The 17,111-nt window shown below is 54.5% G+C and carries 14 protein-coding genes and 1 pseudogene; 5 read left to right on the top strand and 10 right to left on the bottom strand.

Annotation, left to right across the window (positions count from 1 at the left end):
* Positions 1 to 516, top strand: a complete 516-nt coding sequence (locus CR152_RS32720; protein WP_208640085.1) for a hypothetical protein — start codon at positions 1 to 3, stop codon at positions 514 to 516.
* A gap of 130 nt (positions 517 to 646) precedes the next feature.
* On the opposite strand, the gene CR152_RS34965 is transcribed toward CR152_RS32720, so the two are convergent.
* On the bottom strand, positions 647 to 907 hold the full coding sequence (locus tag CR152_RS34965) for a helix-turn-helix domain-containing protein (protein WP_099874202.1): 261 nt from the start codon (positions 905 to 907) through the stop codon (positions 647 to 649).
* Positions 908 to 987: 80 nt separating this feature from the next.
* Here CR152_RS34965 and CR152_RS06640 point away from each other — a divergent pair, with 80 nt between their 5' ends.
* Positions 988 to 1,305, top strand: a complete 318-nt coding sequence (locus tag CR152_RS06640) for a hypothetical protein (RefSeq protein WP_099874201.1) — start codon at positions 988 to 990, stop codon at positions 1,303 to 1,305.
* 315 nt (positions 1,306 to 1,620) lie between these two features.
* On the top strand, positions 1,621 to 1,923 hold the full coding sequence (locus CR152_RS06635) for a hypothetical protein (RefSeq protein ID WP_099874200.1): 303 nt from the start codon (positions 1,621 to 1,623) through the stop codon (positions 1,921 to 1,923).
* Positions 1,924 to 2,231: 308 nt separating this feature from the next.
* Here the strand turns inward: CR152_RS06635 and CR152_RS32715 are convergent, their stop codons facing one another.
* From CR152_RS32715 to CR152_RS06600, 8 genes are all read right to left on the bottom strand, one after another.
* On the bottom strand, positions 2,232 to 2,423 hold the full coding sequence (locus CR152_RS32715) for a hypothetical protein (RefSeq protein ID WP_157778355.1): 192 nt from the start codon (positions 2,421 to 2,423) through the stop codon (positions 2,232 to 2,234).
* Between the two features lie 47 nt (positions 2,424 to 2,470).
* Positions 2,471 to 3,067, bottom strand: coding sequence for an imm11 family protein (locus tag CR152_RS32710; RefSeq protein ID WP_157778354.1), 597 nt, complete (start codon positions 3,065 to 3,067; stop codon positions 2,471 to 2,473).
* Between the two features lie 9 nt (positions 3,068 to 3,076).
* On the bottom strand, positions 3,077 to 7,471 hold the full coding sequence (locus tag CR152_RS06625) for an RHS repeat-associated core domain-containing protein (protein ID WP_099874199.1): 4,395 nt from the start codon (positions 7,469 to 7,471) through the stop codon (positions 3,077 to 3,079).
* A 14-nt stretch (positions 7,472 to 7,485) separates the two neighbouring features.
* Positions 7,486 to 8,553 (bottom strand): hypothetical protein, encoded by a 1,068-nt coding sequence (locus CR152_RS32705; protein ID WP_157778353.1) that lies wholly within the window; start codon positions 8,551 to 8,553, stop codon positions 7,486 to 7,488.
* 40 nt (positions 8,554 to 8,593) lie between these two features.
* Positions 8,594 to 9,928: a hypothetical protein gene (locus tag CR152_RS06615; protein WP_157778352.1), complete on the bottom strand. Its 1,335-nt coding sequence runs from the start codon at positions 9,926 to 9,928 to the stop codon at positions 8,594 to 8,596.
* The gene (locus CR152_RS06610; RefSeq protein ID WP_099874196.1) at positions 9,915 to 10,370 is read right to left on the bottom strand and encodes a hypothetical protein; all 456 of its coding nucleotides are present in this window, start codon (positions 10,368 to 10,370) and stop codon (positions 9,915 to 9,917) included. Before CR152_RS06610 ends, CR152_RS06615 begins: the two co-directional genes overlap by 14 nt.
* A gap of 70 nt (positions 10,371 to 10,440) precedes the next feature.
* The gene (locus CR152_RS06605) at positions 10,441 to 11,454 is read right to left on the bottom strand and encodes a DUF2169 domain-containing protein (RefSeq protein ID WP_099874195.1); all 1,014 of its coding nucleotides are present in this window, start codon (positions 11,452 to 11,454) and stop codon (positions 10,441 to 10,443) included.
* Between the two features lie 35 nt (positions 11,455 to 11,489).
* A complete protein-coding gene (locus CR152_RS06600) occupies positions 11,490 to 13,772 on the bottom strand; it encodes a type VI secretion system Vgr family protein (RefSeq protein WP_099874194.1) in 2,283 nt (760 codons plus the stop codon).
* A gap of 303 nt (positions 13,773 to 14,075) precedes the next feature.
* Here CR152_RS06600 and CR152_RS06595 point away from each other — a divergent pair, with 303 nt between their 5' ends.
* Both CR152_RS06595 and CR152_RS06585 read left to right on the top strand, forming a co-directional pair.
* Positions 14,076 to 15,284 (top strand): AP2 domain-containing protein, encoded by a 1,209-nt coding sequence (locus CR152_RS06595; protein WP_099874193.1) that lies wholly within the window; start codon positions 14,076 to 14,078, stop codon positions 15,282 to 15,284.
* Between the two features lie 404 nt (positions 15,285 to 15,688).
* Positions 15,689 to 16,003, top strand: a complete 315-nt coding sequence (locus tag CR152_RS06585; protein ID WP_099874191.1) for a hypothetical protein — start codon at positions 15,689 to 15,691, stop codon at positions 16,001 to 16,003.
* Positions 16,004 to 16,230: 227 nt separating this feature from the next.
* Here the strand turns inward: CR152_RS06585 and CR152_RS06580 are convergent.
* A pseudogene (locus CR152_RS06580) lies at positions 16,231 to 16,866 on the bottom strand (transposase); the annotation flags it as partial.
* Positions 16,867 to 17,111 lie beyond the last annotated feature (245 nt).

Raw genomic sequence — 17,111 nt, 5'->3', positions numbered from 1 at the left:
ATGACCCAAAAAAATATCACTCCCGGATTTTCGCCGCTTCGAAAGTCAGCCGAAACAAAAGAGAAAATTAGAGAAAAAGCGTTACGCCAAGGCGCGCAACGAACTCTCGATATCGTAAGCCGCACTCGGGCAGCGTTGAAGTCCATAGGACACGAGATCGACTCAAGTAACGGAGTGTATCCGCAAAACGGAGGAACACTTTCCCTCGCGGAAGTGGCGCGCCGAGCTGATGTCCATATTACTACTTACTTCAGCCACCGCCACAAGGTCTTAAGAGAAGAAGTCAACATCTGGTTGGCACACAGAAAATCCGCAATGAGCGCATCTCCCCGTAAAAGCAGCCGTGGCCCTGATGAGAGGATGAATGATTGGAAAACCATGTATGCTGGACTCGCGCAGTCTCATAGAGACACGGAGCTTGAGCTGTTGACAGTGAGGGCCGAATTAACGTCGCTGAGAGCTGAGCTCGAGGTCCTTCGGTCGGAATCCAAAATGCACATAGTCGCCCGAAATTAGCTTCAAATGGCGGTCCCGCGAATGTCGAGGATGCGGCCGGCAATCCTTACGTCGATGTGCTCAGCTGGGGAGGTTCTGACGATCCGAACGACTACACTTTAGGAGCTATTTTGCCGCGCCAGCACGACCCTCATTGTTCCGTTGACGCGGAGTTCGAACTCCACCACGGAATCCGACACATGAATTCCGTAGGCTCAATATTGAGGGCCATCAGCCAATCACGCAGTTCAACGACATCAATTCTCCGGTCCAAGTTTTCCACTTTAGCGACGTAGGATTGCGGTCTCCCAAGTACCATCGATAGTTGCTCTTGAGTAATTTTGAGCGACCATCGTTCTAAGATCAGCTGTTCAATAAATGCGAGATACCGTGGGTCATGGATGGATTTCATCCAGCTATGTGACCACTTCCGTGAAATTATCCCAAAATGGGATATTATGACCCCCTACACTGACACCGTGGAGGATCAAAATGGCTTTTCATCGCGTTGGAAATTCGATTTACTCTGACGAGGAGCTGCGTAGTCGAAATGAGGACCTCATCTCGATTCTCGTGCCCGTGGCGGTGACGGCCATCGGGATTTACTATTTGCATGCCGCGCTGAGCCCTCTGCCATTTTTTGTTGTGCATACCACCACGGCTAAACTGATTTACGTCTTCACGGGCCTTACGCTGTTCTGCATTGGGCATACTTTTCGCCGGTTGATCGTTTCGCTAGTGGTGCTAGCGATTGGCGGCACAATTTTTACTTTGTGTGGAATGGGAATTTGGCAATGGCTGATGCATTAGAACCTCAAGATGGCACGGGGGCACTTTCGTCGTTGCCGGAAGATTGGAACTTCCGGCTAGTACAAGCCGCGCTACTTCGTGAGAGCGGGCTTGAGTGCGCAATGTGTGGGGGTACTGGCGGGTGGCCCGGCCAACATCAATTCGTGTCATGTCGCCCCTGCCAGGGAACCGGCACCGCCGCCGCGTGGAATGAAAACAGCGATGCCGAGTGCGAAAACGGCCGGCGACTGTAAGCTCCGCTGCTCAGTGTGCTGTTTTTTTCAATGCGGTGGTAAGCTCTCGGTACGACCTCCATCAGTTTTGCAAAGGAAAAAAATGACTACCATTACAGATTTTTCTGCCTTTCTTGATCAAGCCGATGTCACCGATCATGAGGAAGCGTATGCACTCTACACGGCGGTCAATCAATGCACCAACATGGGCTCTTTTGAGTGTGTCGAAACATCTAACGGGAATATGATCGTCTCGTCGCACAGCGTGGAAGATAAGTTGCTGCTAGCCACCCCTGAGGCAAGGGAAGCATTCTTGGCTAGGATTTCTCAGCGGTACATCGGGGACGAGGACATGGATATGGAGGGGTGGACTAGCTATATGCGTGGGATGCAAAAAGATGACTGAAACAGGCAATTCGGGTTGGTAGTTCCTCGGCGTCGCCGAGGGGACTACTGGTGCTCAAACTATTGACGGCGTGGCCTGAACGGTCGGACCGTTGCCGCTGTGTCCGGTCGTGCCGTCAGCAGGATTGCAGCGCGATATCTCGCACCCAGTATCTAAAATCGCTAAAATCACGTTCACTTGCCCTAATGATTTTTTTGCGGCCATGATGGCATCGGCGCCGCGCGTCCAATGAGAAACAAATTAACTCAGCATTGGCCGACGAAATCGCTTACCGTGGAGACGACATTAACGGAAGATCCCTACAGCGGTCACGTGTTTGTGTTCCGTGGGGCCGGCGCGGTGACATGATCAAAGTGCTGTGGTGGACCGGCGATGGCCTGGTTTCCATTACCCTTACCGATGTAAAAAATTTTATTGTCGCGCGGGTCCCTAAGGGCATAAATGTATTCGCCGAGTTTTTTGTCGATTCCGGAAGAAAATGTACGAATTACGTTGTTCATAGTTGCCTCATGAGTGTCGTGTGCATAGCCGCAAGGTTTCCGGAAGGTCACAGAACGCCAAGGTCTTTCCAAACAAAGGTATTTACCGGAATCAATTCTAAACCTTTTAATTCGATGCCCCGGAATTTCTGCCCAACCGACTCATCGACCACCGGCAAGTAAGCAAATGGAGCATTAGAGACGAAGAAAGCATTTACCCCTCCAATCCGAGTGACATCCAAAACAATCTTGTTGACTTTCGTAATCACGTCCAGATCTGTCTCGCCTGAGGCTTTAAATGCTTCACGATCTTCATATTCGGATTCTGTGTAATCAAGGCAATCTATCTGGTGCGAGATATGCATTAGAAAGTAGTCGTCGCTCGCCAGTTTGCCTTTTCGATCATAGAGGGATGCTGGCAAAAAATTTACATTGGCCTCCGAATCAATCAATATGTTTCGCATTTTTCTTGAACACAGAAAACCCCGGTTAGCTCGAATAAAATCCGCATCGAGTTTTCGAGTGTTGGGTGAAGTTAATTTGAAAGTTACCTTCGTCCCTTCTATTGGCGGCTCGATCCCGCCTATACCAGAATAGTTATCATCAGGAGGCTCGAAATAAAGAGTGCCCCAATCAATTTTGTTATTTTTTAGGAAATAATACATTGATATTCCTCATAAGCTGCAAATCGTTCCAGGAGGACGCGGATCAGTACTTTGCAATCTGATCTGATCTTGTTCCAACATAGAATGTAATTTGTTTTCGACGCCGTTTATTTTACCGAGTAATTGCGCATCACTCATTTTCGCGAGCTTTGAAGGAACGGTCCCGATTTTATCCAAGCCCTGTAAAACTTCATCATAATAGGTACCAAGATGATTGCCTGAATGGAGCGGTTTCCCTGTCGCCAGCGACTCTGCCTGGGTCCTCGGGAGCGGAACTCCATTCGACCCCTCATTAATGTTCCATATGCCCCTCTTTTTTGCCTCCGCAAGGGCTGGATGGTCTTCAAACTGTTCGGCAATCTTGTGGTGCGCAGCGTATCCTTTCGGACATGTCACACCTGAGGCTTTCATACCTTGCCGCAGCTTCGCCGTGCTTTTCAAGCCGAGCGGATCACTCCAAGAAAAGGGATTGGGGGCGTATGCATATACGTTAGTGCCTCCTGCTAAACCTATGGGATCAGGTGAGATAAACCTTCCGCACCATGGGTCATAGTATCTGAAACGATTGTAGTGCAGTCCGGTCTCGGCGTCGAACTGTTGGCCTTGGAAACGGAACGGCTGTTCAATACGGTTGCTTTCCCTTGCATACGATGTTGCAATAGTACCGTCAGTGCCATTTCGCTTAGCAATTTGTTTTCCCCACACAGCATAGTCAGCGTCCCATACAGCGCGACCGGCGTTGTCCAGTAGCACAATGGGAGTACCGATTTGATCGCATTCATACCAAAATACTTCGCCATCTTGGATGGTTGCCATTGGGAAGTATGTGTTGGGCTCGAAAAGGAATAGTGAGACCCTTCCGCCGCGACGGCTCTGGGCCAGAAGGTTACCATCCCAAAGAAATTCTGTACATCCAAATTGATCGTGTTTCCGTGTGCGTCTGCCCAGCGCGTCGTACTCGAAGGAAGTGTGGCTCAGTACGCCGTTGTTGTTGCACTCCGCTTCTACAAGTTCGTTAAGCCCGTTCCAGAGCAACTCCATGCGATCACCCGAGCCCACTCGGCTCTGCACGTTCCCGTAAGCATCGTACGCATAAGATTGGCCTTTGAAGCTGGAAATCCGATTGCCGGGCGCTTTATTAGGGGAATGCAAATTGGTATCGAGAATATTGCCGGCCGGATCGAACGAGAAATATTCGTCGATCCGGCCACTCGCTTGCAAAATCTGCCCTAATGGATCGTAGAGAAACCGTTTTTCGCCGTTTTGGTCATCGGAAGACCGAGTCAGCCTTCCCGTATGATCGTAGACATAGCTACGCGAGGTTGTGATTTGCCCATCCTGCATTGGTTCGACAAGAAACTGCCGTTTGAAGCCAGTGAGCCTGCCCATTGGATCATATGAAAACGTCCGCTCGACTGCGCCGGCGCGCCGCTGAACCTCTTGATGATTCTTGTTTCGCTCGATATCGGCGATCACAAGACTATTGCTGCCTTCTTCCAGATTGACCTGGTGCACGTGGCCCTTACCGTAGAACAGCGTATTGATCTTTCGCTCATCGGGAAACGTCGTCTGAATCCTGTTTCCAAGCTCGTCATAGGCATGTTTCAAGCTTAGCTGGGTACCGCCACTCAGTACTTGTGTTTCCGAGAGAAGCTGGCTAAGCGGATCGTAAGCAAAAGATAGCTGGGCATATCGATTCGTTGCAGATTGCATGCGGCCCAAGATGTCGTACGAATAAGTAGCTTCGCTTGCCGGATCGCACTCTACAATGCGTGCAATCATTCGTCCTGCCGCATCGCGTTCCAGTCGTGTCACTTTGCCCGGGCCGTGATCCCCCTCGCCGGGTTCCACGATGTGCGTCACTTCGCCTGCAGCGTCGTAACAATAGCGCTGGTGCCGTCCGTCGAACGAGATTTCGTCGGTCAGCCTGTCGAGAATATCGTAGCGAAACTCGGTAAAGTCGCCGTTTTCATTGACAAGCCTGACCAAGCGAGCCGACTCGTCATAGACATACTGCAGTTCGCAATTATTTGCGTCAACCCGACGAACTAGGTCGCCGTCGCCATTGTAAAAATACCGTGTGCGGGCTCCTTCAGGGTCAAGGTAGCTTACGAGCTGTCCGCCTGCACTCCATTCGTACTGGTGTTCTGCGCCGTCGGGTTCGCGCATCGAGGTGAGGCGGCCGACCGCGTCCCACGAGTACATAGTCGATTGTCCCATGGCGTCTGTCCGACGCGTTAAGCGACCCAGAAAGTCGTATTCGAGGTGTATTTCAGATCCTGTACAGTCTTGGTGGGCAATTAGGTTTCCGAAAGCATCCCATTTGAGCTTTTTAACTCCCCCTTGAGCATCGATAACGGTGATTGGTAGTCCCCGAGTATCGTTCACGTAGGCGGTTTTGTGCCCGAGAGGATTGATGACGGCGGTTAGGTTCCCTCGCTCATCGTACTTCCGCTCCCATTTGTTTTGCATCGCATCGGTTAGGCAAACCGCTTGGTCCGCTTCGTTGTAATCGATAACCGTTCGCGCTCCTGCAGTGTCGACAATTTCGATGATGTTGCCGCGTTTATCAAATCGATAGTGGGTCTGCCGGCCTAAGCCATCCTTGGCTCCGCGCCGGTTGCCGTTCGCATCGTAAGGAGTTTCGGTGCTGGTTCCATCCGGCAGCCTGGTAAGAACGACGTCCTTTCGATCATTGTACGCATAGCATGTTTGGCGCCCGAGGCTATCTGTCACTAGGGTTGTGCGTGCCCTATCGCTATAGGAAAAATGAAGTCCTTGACCACTTTGTTCACTAAATGAATGCACCACGCGCCCAAAAGGGGAATATTCATCGTACTGCGCCACATAGCGCGCACCATCAGCGGTGGTATAAGCGGTCAGGATATTGTTGCGCCACTCGTAGGTCCTTAGTCCTCCATTGGAATCAAGATGAGCGACCAAATTTTGGTCCTGGTCGTATTGGTAGGTCGACAGTACTGACGAGTTCTTTAGCGCTGAGTCTTGAAGCCTGACCCCGGTCAAAAGGCGGGCATCGCTCCAGGAAAGTTGCAGAACTCGACCGCTGGCATCTGTGATGTAATCGGGCCGTGCGACTTCCATTGGATCAGCCGGTTCGCCTGGATAAGTTAGTGTGATGCGGTTGTTGTTCCGATCCCAAATGTGGCACAGCGGGAGTACCAATTGATCCTGACTGGACCGGACGAAGTGCTGGGTGATCCCATCCTTGAAGCAAATTTCCCAATCATTGACCGACGGATGTTTAACCGTAAATTGTTCGTATGGATCAAAATGGGCGGCGCCGACGCCAGGCGCGGGGAGAATAACGGTCCGCCCGTTTTCATCGCGATAGCCTAGCTCAGTGGCGAAGAGTTGCAGTTCGACGCACAGCGGTGCGCTCCAGCCTTGGCCGAACCAGCCAATCCGTTCATCGCCGGAGCGGTAGACACGAGTCCACTCAAGCGAAAGCGTACTAGGCAACGAAAAATCGGCTTGAGTAAGCGTCTTTTCACCTGTTGCAACGATCACCGGCCTGCCGCGCTTGCATGGGCATCCAGTCACCGCTGGTGCCGCTGCCGTGCCAACTTCAACATCTTTTGTCGAATTCTCTTTCCCCTTCGAACGGGCCGACAGCTTGCCCATCGCTTTGCCGAGCGCCGCGAGAATCGCCGACACGCCGACCCGAATGAGAAACGAGGCAAGTTTCTTGCGCTCGGCCGCGATTTGCGTCGGACTCATCGGTTTGCTCCAGCGGTCCATCATCGCCTTTAACTCATCGGCCGCCCCCGCCGTCGCTTCGACTGCGCTTTTGATGCGCTGGACGGCCGCTGCGCCACCGGCAATCTGGCCTACCACCGGAATAGCTGACACACCCATCAAGGCGGCCGTCTGTGCCAGTGCAATCAGGGTATCTGTCGATTTCAACGCATTAAGCATGGCCTCGGCATCATCGCGTGCAGCATCCGCGAAGTCCTTGGTCGTCATCCCACCGGCAACCTGCCCACCATTTTGCACAATGTTCTTGACTGCCGGGGGCAGCATGCTCCACAAGGCATTGACGCCGGTCTGGACGCCATGCATCACGGCGCCGCGACCTTCTACGTACAAGGTTTTTGCCCACGACAGGAAACCATTGTCGCCATCCACTTGGCCCGTATTGCGTCCAACGATGACGATCGGCAGATGCTTGCCCTGTCCCATATAGCTTTCGCTATGGGCTACCTTGGTCTTGTGGTCGTAGACGGTGCCGGCCGGGTTTTTGATGGTGGTACTGATATTGAAGTGTGGCGCGACGCCTGGGTCGCCCTTCGGCTTGAGCAGGACCGGATCGGCTTGCTGAAAAACCGTGCCGCGCGCATATTGCGTGACCAGGTCGTTGTTATCGGTACGAACGTTGGTAGGCATAGATTCTCAGTACGTTAGTAGGGCGAGCGTTCGAGTACACAGGCAGCGCATTGGCCGGAGGCGTCCACGCTCCAGTTGAGCACGGTGTTTACCTGTTCGATCCCCTGGGCGTGAAGAACTGCCGGGAGAATCCACCCGATCAAGCCGGAGGGAATGCCGGTCTGTCCCAGCAGTGTCGCCGGGCGCCATTGGGGCAGCGCCGTGGTGACGCTGAAGATCACCCGGTTTAAGGCATTTGCTTCAAGCAAAGCACGCCAGTCTGAGCCATCCATATCGCTTTCGAGATGGCTGATGTGGATGGCCTCCATCGCCGCAAAGTCTAGTGCGCGCGCCAGGGCTTGCGCCAGGGACGAAGCGTCCGGCGCGCCGTCGTCAATCCGGAAGCCGCTGGGGGACGCGATGAGCGCGGGCCGATGCAGTGCGAACTTCGTCGCCGGAATCTTTCCTGCATGGGCCGCACGCTTCAAAAGGACACATGCTGCTGCTTCACCCGGAACGAAACCTTGTGCGTGGCCCGGACCGAAAATGAGGTCTCGTGAGGCCAGATCGGCGAGGACACCGGGTTCGCACGCGCTGTCAACCGACGCGATCAAAACGTGTTCCAGTTGTAGATTCGCGTCCATTGCTCGATAGGCATGTTCAAGAGCGATCCAGGCTCCGCACGTTCCTGCTTGCACGATCAGTCGCTCGCGCGGTCGCGCAGTCCAATCTGTATGGTCTGCAAGACAGGCGCTGAACTGAGCGTCTAGGGCATTGCATTGCTCATGCGTCAGCCATGTTGGGAGGACTAGTATTTCCAAGGCAGGCTGCCGATCGTGGGGCGAAGGCGCGGCGAAGTCATCCAGCGCCTCTGCGACAGCGGACGGAAGGAGTCGGCCGAGCCGTTCTGGCCCCACCGAATCGCCGCAGACGTGGGCACAATCGATGATGGTGAACGGATCGGCAAATCCTGCCAGGCGTACTTTGCGCGAGCGCCGTGACTGTGCGATCCATGAGGCGACAGTCTGCCCGGTCGAATTGCCAATGGCGGTGACCAAGCCCTGGGCTTGCAGAATTAATAGTGGTGCTGGGATAGAGGTCATACGCGGGTGTCTGGCCTTGAATGGATGGGCGGCTGTGCAATCAGTTTTCAGTCATCGCGTCGGCGAATTCACTGATCATGCATGCAAGTTCTTGACGCCGCGTCACATCTTTTGCCGATAGTGCCAGCGCGTGACCCGCCGTCGTGGCGCGTTCAATGTAGAGCGCCTGGCGCATGGTATGGCTAACTTCAAAAACAACGCTGTTTAAGGGAGGGACTTGCTGAGTGAGGGGAGCACCATTGCGGAAGCGAATGCCATAGGCAGCCTGGGGATTGGCCAATATCTCGTCTACATTCCAGGCGCAGATATCAGCGTCGTTGCATACCGGAACATGCGCGTTTCGGCACGTCCGCAGCAACAGGTTGCGTAGTGCCAGCGATTTGGCGTGGCCATCATTTGGCGCACAGCGTGCTTCGACCGGCAACTCGCCAAGCACCAATGTGAGCAGATCGGCTTCGAGCTGGGTAATCGGCCCCGGTGTCGCGGCGATTGCATGGCAGGCGCGGATGACGCCGTCCAAGTAGCCGGTCAAGGCTGAAATTTGTAGCAGCAGCGGATAGGCAATCGATGTGCTGGCGGCTGCGCGCTCGTAAACCGCCCGGGGCGCACGGCAAGCAGCGATGAGCCAGGCATTGTCGGTGTCGGCATCCATGCGCGCGCTTGCTTGCAGTAGCTGCTCGTTACTGATGACCCGTGGGTCGGCGGCAATCAGATCCATGGCGAGCGCGACCTGGGCTGGCGAAACCGACTGCAATGCGTCCTCAATAAAGTTACTGGTATCGGGTGGCGCTGCCCCCATCCTCGTCAAGGCCAGATAGGCGGGGCCAGCCCATTGCGGATCATCCCGCAAGGCGTCGATCTCTGCTGCGAGCCGCTTGACGTCACGCATGCCTGCCAGCGCAAGGGCGATTGGGCGTAGTGCGGGCACAGTGCTGCTAAAGGAGAACAACTGTACGATATGATCGTCATTGCCACTGAACGTACCGCCAGGCACAGGATAGAAGGCACAGCCATCCAGAACCGCGCGCCGGAACTCAGTATGGAAAGTGGCGGCGAGTTGACACAATGCCGGATCGCCGCTTTGCACGGCAAGGGCGATGCGCAGGAATACGGCCGCCTCCTTGCGCGGGCCGTTCAGCGTTGCCAGCCTTGAGTCAAGCTGCAGGACGGCATCGCGGCCGTACATTGCTGCGGCCTGCAGCAAGCTATCCAGGCTGCGGTCGGGCACCCGCAAGGCGGCGAGGTTGACGACTAAGTTATCCGCCATCATGACGCGCCGCTGGCGGGCTCGGATTGCCTGGTCCAGCGTATCGTCTAGCAATCCCGCCAACGGTGGCAATCGATGGCTCAAGCTTGCTACCTTAGTTGAGATCAATCGTGGCTCCTTCAATACGGTTCGATCCAGTTGCCGCCGACAATACCTCGGCGCCTTCAATGTGCGCCTTACCGTCGAGACTGAGTCCAATGCGCGCCTCGCCGCAGCTAAGTTGTACTTCTGCAAGGGCCACCAAGTCCAGGCGTGCTGCCCGGATCCTGAGCGTGCCCGTGGCCGGTTCGAACGCAAGCAGGGGGGCACGCTGGTCTGCCGGGTCTGGCCAAGCGGCTGTAACAAGCCACCCGGTGCCACTTCTGTCCCCCAGGACAACGACCCGCTGTCCGGGCGCGATTCCCAAAACATGGGTCGCAATCGATGCTTGCACCGTCATCTCGTCAAGCGATAGCTCGCAGACGGTGCCCGCGACGGACAACACCTTGGCACTATACTGGTGCAATGTCTCCATGGATTGGCGCGAAGCGAGTTGGGCATTTGTTTGCATAAATTTCCTGGGAAGTTATAGTTGCAGCTGTGTTAGCGTGCGGGCCGAGGGGTTGCGCATGTCGGTTCAGCTAGGACCTGAAAAGTCGCACAGTTCGGACGGCAGACTGTGCGGAGCCTGCCGGAAGCAAGGCACGCCAGACGATCGAAAAGCGGTCCTCATCTGGCTCAATCGTCAACGTGTCGGGCTTCAAGGACACCGGAACTAGCATCTCGCCACCGGCGGTACGACCTTGTGCGCTCAGGTTCAAATGAGGAAACGAGCAGTCGAGTATGGCCTGTGGTGCCAAGTGAACCAGACGTATTGCAGTGCCTGGTAGTGGCGCGCTTTTGAGTTGTAGATCCGGGTGGGCCGCATTAAAGAAACACGGATTGAAGCTCTTGGGCAGGTGCGGCGAGACATTCTTTTGCCATTCGTCGTCGTACTTGCCAGCATGTATGCGCCGATGGGCCGCGTTCTCTGGCCAATACCCGAGGCCGGCGGGCGCACGTGCGTGTCCACGCCGCTTCGCGGATGCATGCAGTGACTCGATCCACGGCAGGTAAGCCACCACGTCAGGACCATCCTTTCCAGGATCGATATCAAATCCTTCCGACCAATCCGAAAAAGCATAGCTAACGGGTACGCGGCGCACGACAGGAGACAGGGGCCTGGGACGATAACCGAGCCAGCTTTTTTGCCAGCATCGTGGCGTGTGCGCCCGGATTGAACCTGTGTTCTCTCCGATCTTGATTCCGGCGTCGATAAACATTTCGGCATGCTTGGGAGGGGCTGTCGCGTATCCTGCGACGATGACATCGAAGGCTGGCTTTGGCGGCATCAGATCATGGTCGATCCAAACGACCTGCTGATCCAGCCGCTGCCTTACCGCTTCACACTGCGCCGTATCGAGTTCGAAGTCGCCAATACGCAGACGTACCGGCTCCATGTGCAATGGTACTTGTTTCTCAGCTGGCGCCATGCGGTCGGTACTAATGCGCCAGCTTGCCTTGGCGATGACAAGAACATGCGATTGCCCAAGGTGATCGCGGTATGGCTTCACAATCGCCGGTAGTGGTGTTTGGTTCGTCAACAAACTATTCACGTTGAGGCCTTAACCTGTTGGGTTATAACGATCGCTTAGTTATTGTGAATGTTCGGGCTGATCAGCGAAATGCTATCGGTACCTGCAATCTGCAATTCATCGCCGACCAGTTCGATCTCGCCGGATTTTTTCAACGTGAGGCTCGATTTTCCGATCGTCAATGTGATGCTGTCAGCATCCATTTTGAGCACGCTGCCGCCCTCGCCGCCTGCTTCCACCGTATAACTTGTCCCCGCAGAAATTGAATAGTCGACTCCGACGTTGGTCATCTTGTTCATGCCGACGATCGTGGACATGATCATGCCGACATTGAGGCTGTACCCCATGCCGACGTTCTCCATCCGTCCCATTCCTACGTTTTGCATATAAGCCATGCCGATCGTTTCGGTCTTCATCTTGGAGACATTGATCGACCAGTTTTTGCCAATTTTGTCCTTTTCATTCTTCGCTACCGATTTGGTTCGATTGCCGCCGATATCGATTTTCTCGTTCTTTCCGACATCTTCGCTTCGATTATCGCCAATACTGATTTTTTCATTGTGGTCGACGCGTTCAGAGCGATTGTTATGGATCGTGATGGTCTCGTCGTTGTCCACAACCTCGACCCTGTTGTGGTGAATAGTGATTGTCTCGTCCCGGTTCACCGTTTCGGTTCTGTCGCGCTTGACCAGCGTGGTCTCGTCCCTATCGATAGTTTTGCGCCGATCGTTGCCGACCCATTTGTCTTCATCGTGCTCGACCTCGGTGAGCTGGTCTTTTTCGGCGTGCAGCCAGAGCTGCTCCTGCCCCTTTTTGTCTTCGAAGCGTAATGCGTTGGCATTGTCGTAGCTGCCCTTGGGCGTGGAGCGCGTTAGGATGCCGCTCTGAGTCTTGTTAGCTGGAAGTGTCCATGGTGGCATCGTATTGGCGTTCGGAACCATGCCAGTGATTACCGGACGGTTTGGATTGCCATCAAGAAATTGAACGAGCACCTCAGTCCCGATGCGAGGGACGAAAGTCATACCAAAATTCGGTCCCGCCCAAGGGGTCGCGACACGGATCCATGCTGAACTCTTCTCATCATTAGTGCCTGCGCGGTCCCAATGAAATTGGACGCGAACCCGGCCATATTCGTCAGTATGGATCTCTTCACCAGCAGGACCGACTACCGTTGCCGTCTGTATTCCGTGGATCTTTGTTTCGACGCTGTTGTGATCGCGTCCTGCGCGGAAGGGAATGATCTTACGGATACACGACAAACGATTCTCATAATGGGATTCTGATGTATTTTTGACGTGGTAGTTATTCGAGGCACTGTGGGTCACCTCCGTAATCAGGAACTCGCGCGCTTGATCGTCGCCTCCGGTGCTACTGGCATCGAAGTGACCAGTGAGTCGGAACCAGCGCCCTGGCATCACAGTGCGGCAATTACCGCTGCCATCAAACTGCTTGCCAGCTGCCTCGACTTCTTCCATGCGGAGCTGGGCCAGGGAACGGCCGCCGCCGCTTTTAAACCCTAAGGCGCCCGTGTACTCGTATGACTCAATATTCGGTATGTCGCCTTGCTGATTGACGCTGGGCAGCGAAGTGAGCGCGGGGTGGGGCGCTTTGAAGTCAAACGACGCTAAGGCTACGCTACCGGTCACGATCTGGCGGCCTGGCGACCATTCTCCCAACCCATCTTCGTGTGTCGAACCGGCATGCCGCTGAAACGGCACCTCAGGATTTCCATCGATAGGCGCAACGGCCGTTGAATCGTCGGATAGGACGAGCTTGTGCCCTGTGGCAGTGTGCTCGAACCAGTAAAAAATCCCCGCAGCGACCCAGCGCCTTTCGAGAAAATTGCGATCGCTTTCGTCAAATTGGCAGCAATCCGTGAACACATCAGTTGCCCCTTGAACACGCCAGTCCCAGTCGGCCAGCCCACCATAATCACTGAAGATGCTGGCAGTCTGGTCGTACATTGTAGTGTAATGAAACAGGAAATTATCTTTACGCATGGTCAGATATTTGTACCAAGGGCCAAGTTTCGCTTCGTAAAACGATACTCCTCCATCCACCGTTTTTAGCGCGAATCCAAAGACGCGTCCGGTAAAATAACGCATGGAACCATCTCGCCGCACCAGCGCGACGCACATCATTTTGCCTTGTAGCTCCTTCAGAGCGACGTTTGGGTCGTCGGAAAGTAATTCGACGGTGAACTCGAATGGTCGTGACAGAGATTCAAAGGCATCGATCCGATTTACCAGCAGGGTTGACGAAGGGCCGTCGCCGTTTGGAAACGACAATCGCAGCAAGCGGGCGTGCTGACGGTCACCAACCAATTCCTGTAAGCTCATACGTTCGCTCCTGATGAGTGATAAAAAGATCGATGAAACACGTCCCCGGCAGGGAGGGCAGCACTCCCCCCATTGCCACTGAGCTCACCATTTTAGTTACAGATCATAACATAATATGACATATTGCTAACATTACTTTTGTGGAATATTTACCACAGCTGCCATTTTCGTCGATATTCTTGTCTTCGTCTGGGGCGCGCTGACATATGGATGTCATGCGCGGCAATTAATTCGCGAAAATAGAACTGTTGGGATCACCTTTTGTCAAATTAACGACATGTCTCAAATTGCCATGAATTTATTATGCAGCCCATAACCAGATCACAACACGCGCCTGACCGCATCGGGATATACCGCATTCCACACGCAATCGCTGGGTATGTGCTTCACGTTGTTTTGAGACGTAATGGTATTGTCTTCACAAAGCGGTTTTGGGAACATCGCTGCGGCGACCACGTGCAGGCGTTGCAAATGGCGCAAGCATGGCGCGACCGTGTCATCGCTCAACATCCCGCAATGACTTTGGCGCAGTTCTGTTCCATTGTGCGTAGTAACAACACATCGGGTATTCCTGGCGTCGCGCGGCGCGAAAAAGGCTATCGGACCAAGGAAGGTATTGATGTAAGAAACGCGTACTGGGTAGCGTGTGTTCCGCGCAGCGGGGGCACCGTTAGTGTGCGTCACTTCTCGATCGCGAAGCTAGGCGAAGATGATGCGAGGCGCCTAGCGATAGAAGCACGCGAGCAAGGCCTCGCTGAGCTGGAGAGTGTCGTATTCCGACAGCAAATGCAACCGATGCAGGTCAGCAGCCGCGCTCATATGGACGCGCTTGAAGCATTGCTTAACGAACCAGCCGAGCGCCGGGCGTTGCGGGACCAGCAGCGTGCGCAGCGCGATCAGGCCCGGACTGTTCGGCGCCAGAGGGCCGCTGAAGCGCAGCGCGTCGCTATCGCTCAGCGGGACGCGGACCTCCTCGCCGCCTCTAATCGTAGCGGCGAGCCCTACATAGGCCGTTACATTACGAAATCGATGACTGGTAACTGGAGGGTGAGCATCGAACGCGGCGGAGTAAAGTACCGTAAGACGTTTTCCGATTCCGTATATGGCACTGCGGATGATGCGTTGTCTGCGGCGAAGGCATGGCGGGATCGCGTATTTCTCGACAACCCGACATTACCAACGGGAGAGGTAGCTGCGCGCATCAATACTGTCAATACAAGTGGCGTAGCCGGCGTCTTCCTGTCCCGCCCCTCCGGGAAAACGAAGTACTCATCGTGGGTAGCACGCAGTCCAAAAAACAAGGGTGTATCCACTCGTAGCAAGCGATATTCGATCGAAAAATACGGCAATAACGGAGCATTCGCGCTAGCGGTCGAGGCTCGTGCCGCTTTCCTTTTGGAGCTTGGCGACGAGCCGTTTCTGAGCCATCGCGCAGCTCGACAACTTCAGAAAATTTTATCCAGCACTGACGGCCGAGAGCCCAGTTACTTTGAAGCTATCAACGACCGTTAGTACTGCGCGTCAAGAGCAGAGAATAGCTATCTTCGCGTAATGTGTCTGCCAGCTTTGGCTGTTTTTCATTTCTGCGGTGGAGACGACCCAGAACTCCACCACGGGATTCGATCCATAAACTCCGATGGTGCGACGCCCAGCGCGCTCAACCAGTCTCGCGTTTCGACCACATCGACTCTACGGTCGAGGTTCTCCACTTTCGCGACGTATGATTGAGGTCGGCCAAGAGAAATTGAAAGTTGCTCTTGCGTAATTTTTCTCTTCCAACGTTCAAGAATTAATTGCTCGATGAACTCGATGTAGCGTGGGTCGTGGATGGATTTCATCCGCCCATGTGACCACTTCCGTAAAATTATCCCAAAATGGGATATTATGCGGTATGACATCGTGACTTGGAGGCAGACATGGCTTTTCATCGCATTGGCAATTCGATTTATTCAGACGACGAGCTGCGCGGGCAGAACGAGGAGCTCGTTTCGATCTTGGTGCCCGGCACGGTGACCGCACTCGCAATTTACTACCTGCACGGCGCACTTAGTCTGCTTCCTTTTTTTGTTGTCCACACGACGACGGCCAAGCTCATTTACGTTTTCACTGGGCTCACACTTTTCTGCATCAGCTACGCACTGCGAAAATTGATCGTCTGTCTAGCATTTCTCGCTATCGCTGGCACGATCTTTTCGTTAGTTTGCATGGGGATCTGGCAATGGTTGATGTAGTGGAACCTAGCAATCGTCATGTGACGTTTTTAGTTGTGCCCGGCGACTGGACCATGCGTCTAGAGCGCGCCGAGCAGCTTCGTCAGAACGGTGAGGAATGTGCGATGTGTGGTGGCACCGGAGGGTGGCCGGGACTTAAGCACTTCGTGAAATGTCGGCCATGCGAGGGGGCTGGCATCGGATGACCCGCTGGCATAGGCGATGGTACGCCCGTTGAGTAAGACCGCTAGCAGGTACTCCGCCACCGCGAACGCATGGCGAGAGTTGGTCGTCGCCTTGAACTTGCGCCTCTGCTTGCACCGCAGGCCCAGTTCCTGCCGTAGCCGCACTATACGGTCACGCCCCGTATCGAATCCTTGCGCGACAAATTTGGGCTGCAGCCGCGACGGACCGTATGTCTCCCGTGTCTGGACGTGCGCAGCTTTGATCGCCACCTTCAGCCGCTCATCGGCCTGAGCGCGCCGGGATGGCGGGCACTCCACTGCTGCATAGAAGCCGCTGCGCGACACATCAAAGACACGGCACAACAGGCCAAGTGGGTAATCGAGTCGCACCGACTTCATGAACGCGTACCGGCCAGCGACTCCCTCGCAAAGTACGCGGTGGCTTTTTTTGCACTTCCTTCTCCATGCGCTCGACAGCCAGTTCTTTGCGCAGCATCGCAACCTCGGCTTCAAGCTCAGCGACGCTATGGCTGCCTGGCGCTCTCGGATCGCTACCGCGCTTGGCCGAGCCACCCAGTTCGCCAATGTCCCCTTCGGGATGGCGATTCGTTTCGCCGTTTCTTCCAGCGTCAAGCCTTGAGCAAGCACCAGCTCGACCGCCTTCGCACGGAACTCCGGCATATATGTCGTTAATTTCATAAGTACACTCCCTTTGACAAGTTTATCAAATGGAAGCGTCCACGGAACTCAGGTTACCTCACGATATCGTAGTGCAAGATGATGCGTCGTTCCGTGCAACCGGATGTGTCGCTAGTGCAGATGGATCTGTCGTCCAACGGCTGGGTTCCAGGTCTGGATAATTCCTTCGCGGTCGAGCAGGAAGATTGCATAGTCCGAGACCTTCTCGACCATACGTGCAAAGCTGCGTTCAACGAATGACTCAA

Source organism: Massilia violaceinigra, from assembly GCF_002752675.1.
In the GTDB taxonomy this organism is placed as follows: domain Bacteria; phylum Pseudomonadota; class Gammaproteobacteria; order Burkholderiales; family Burkholderiaceae_D; genus Telluria_A; species Telluria_A violaceinigra.
This window is presented reverse-complemented; position numbering and strand designations above follow the sequence as displayed.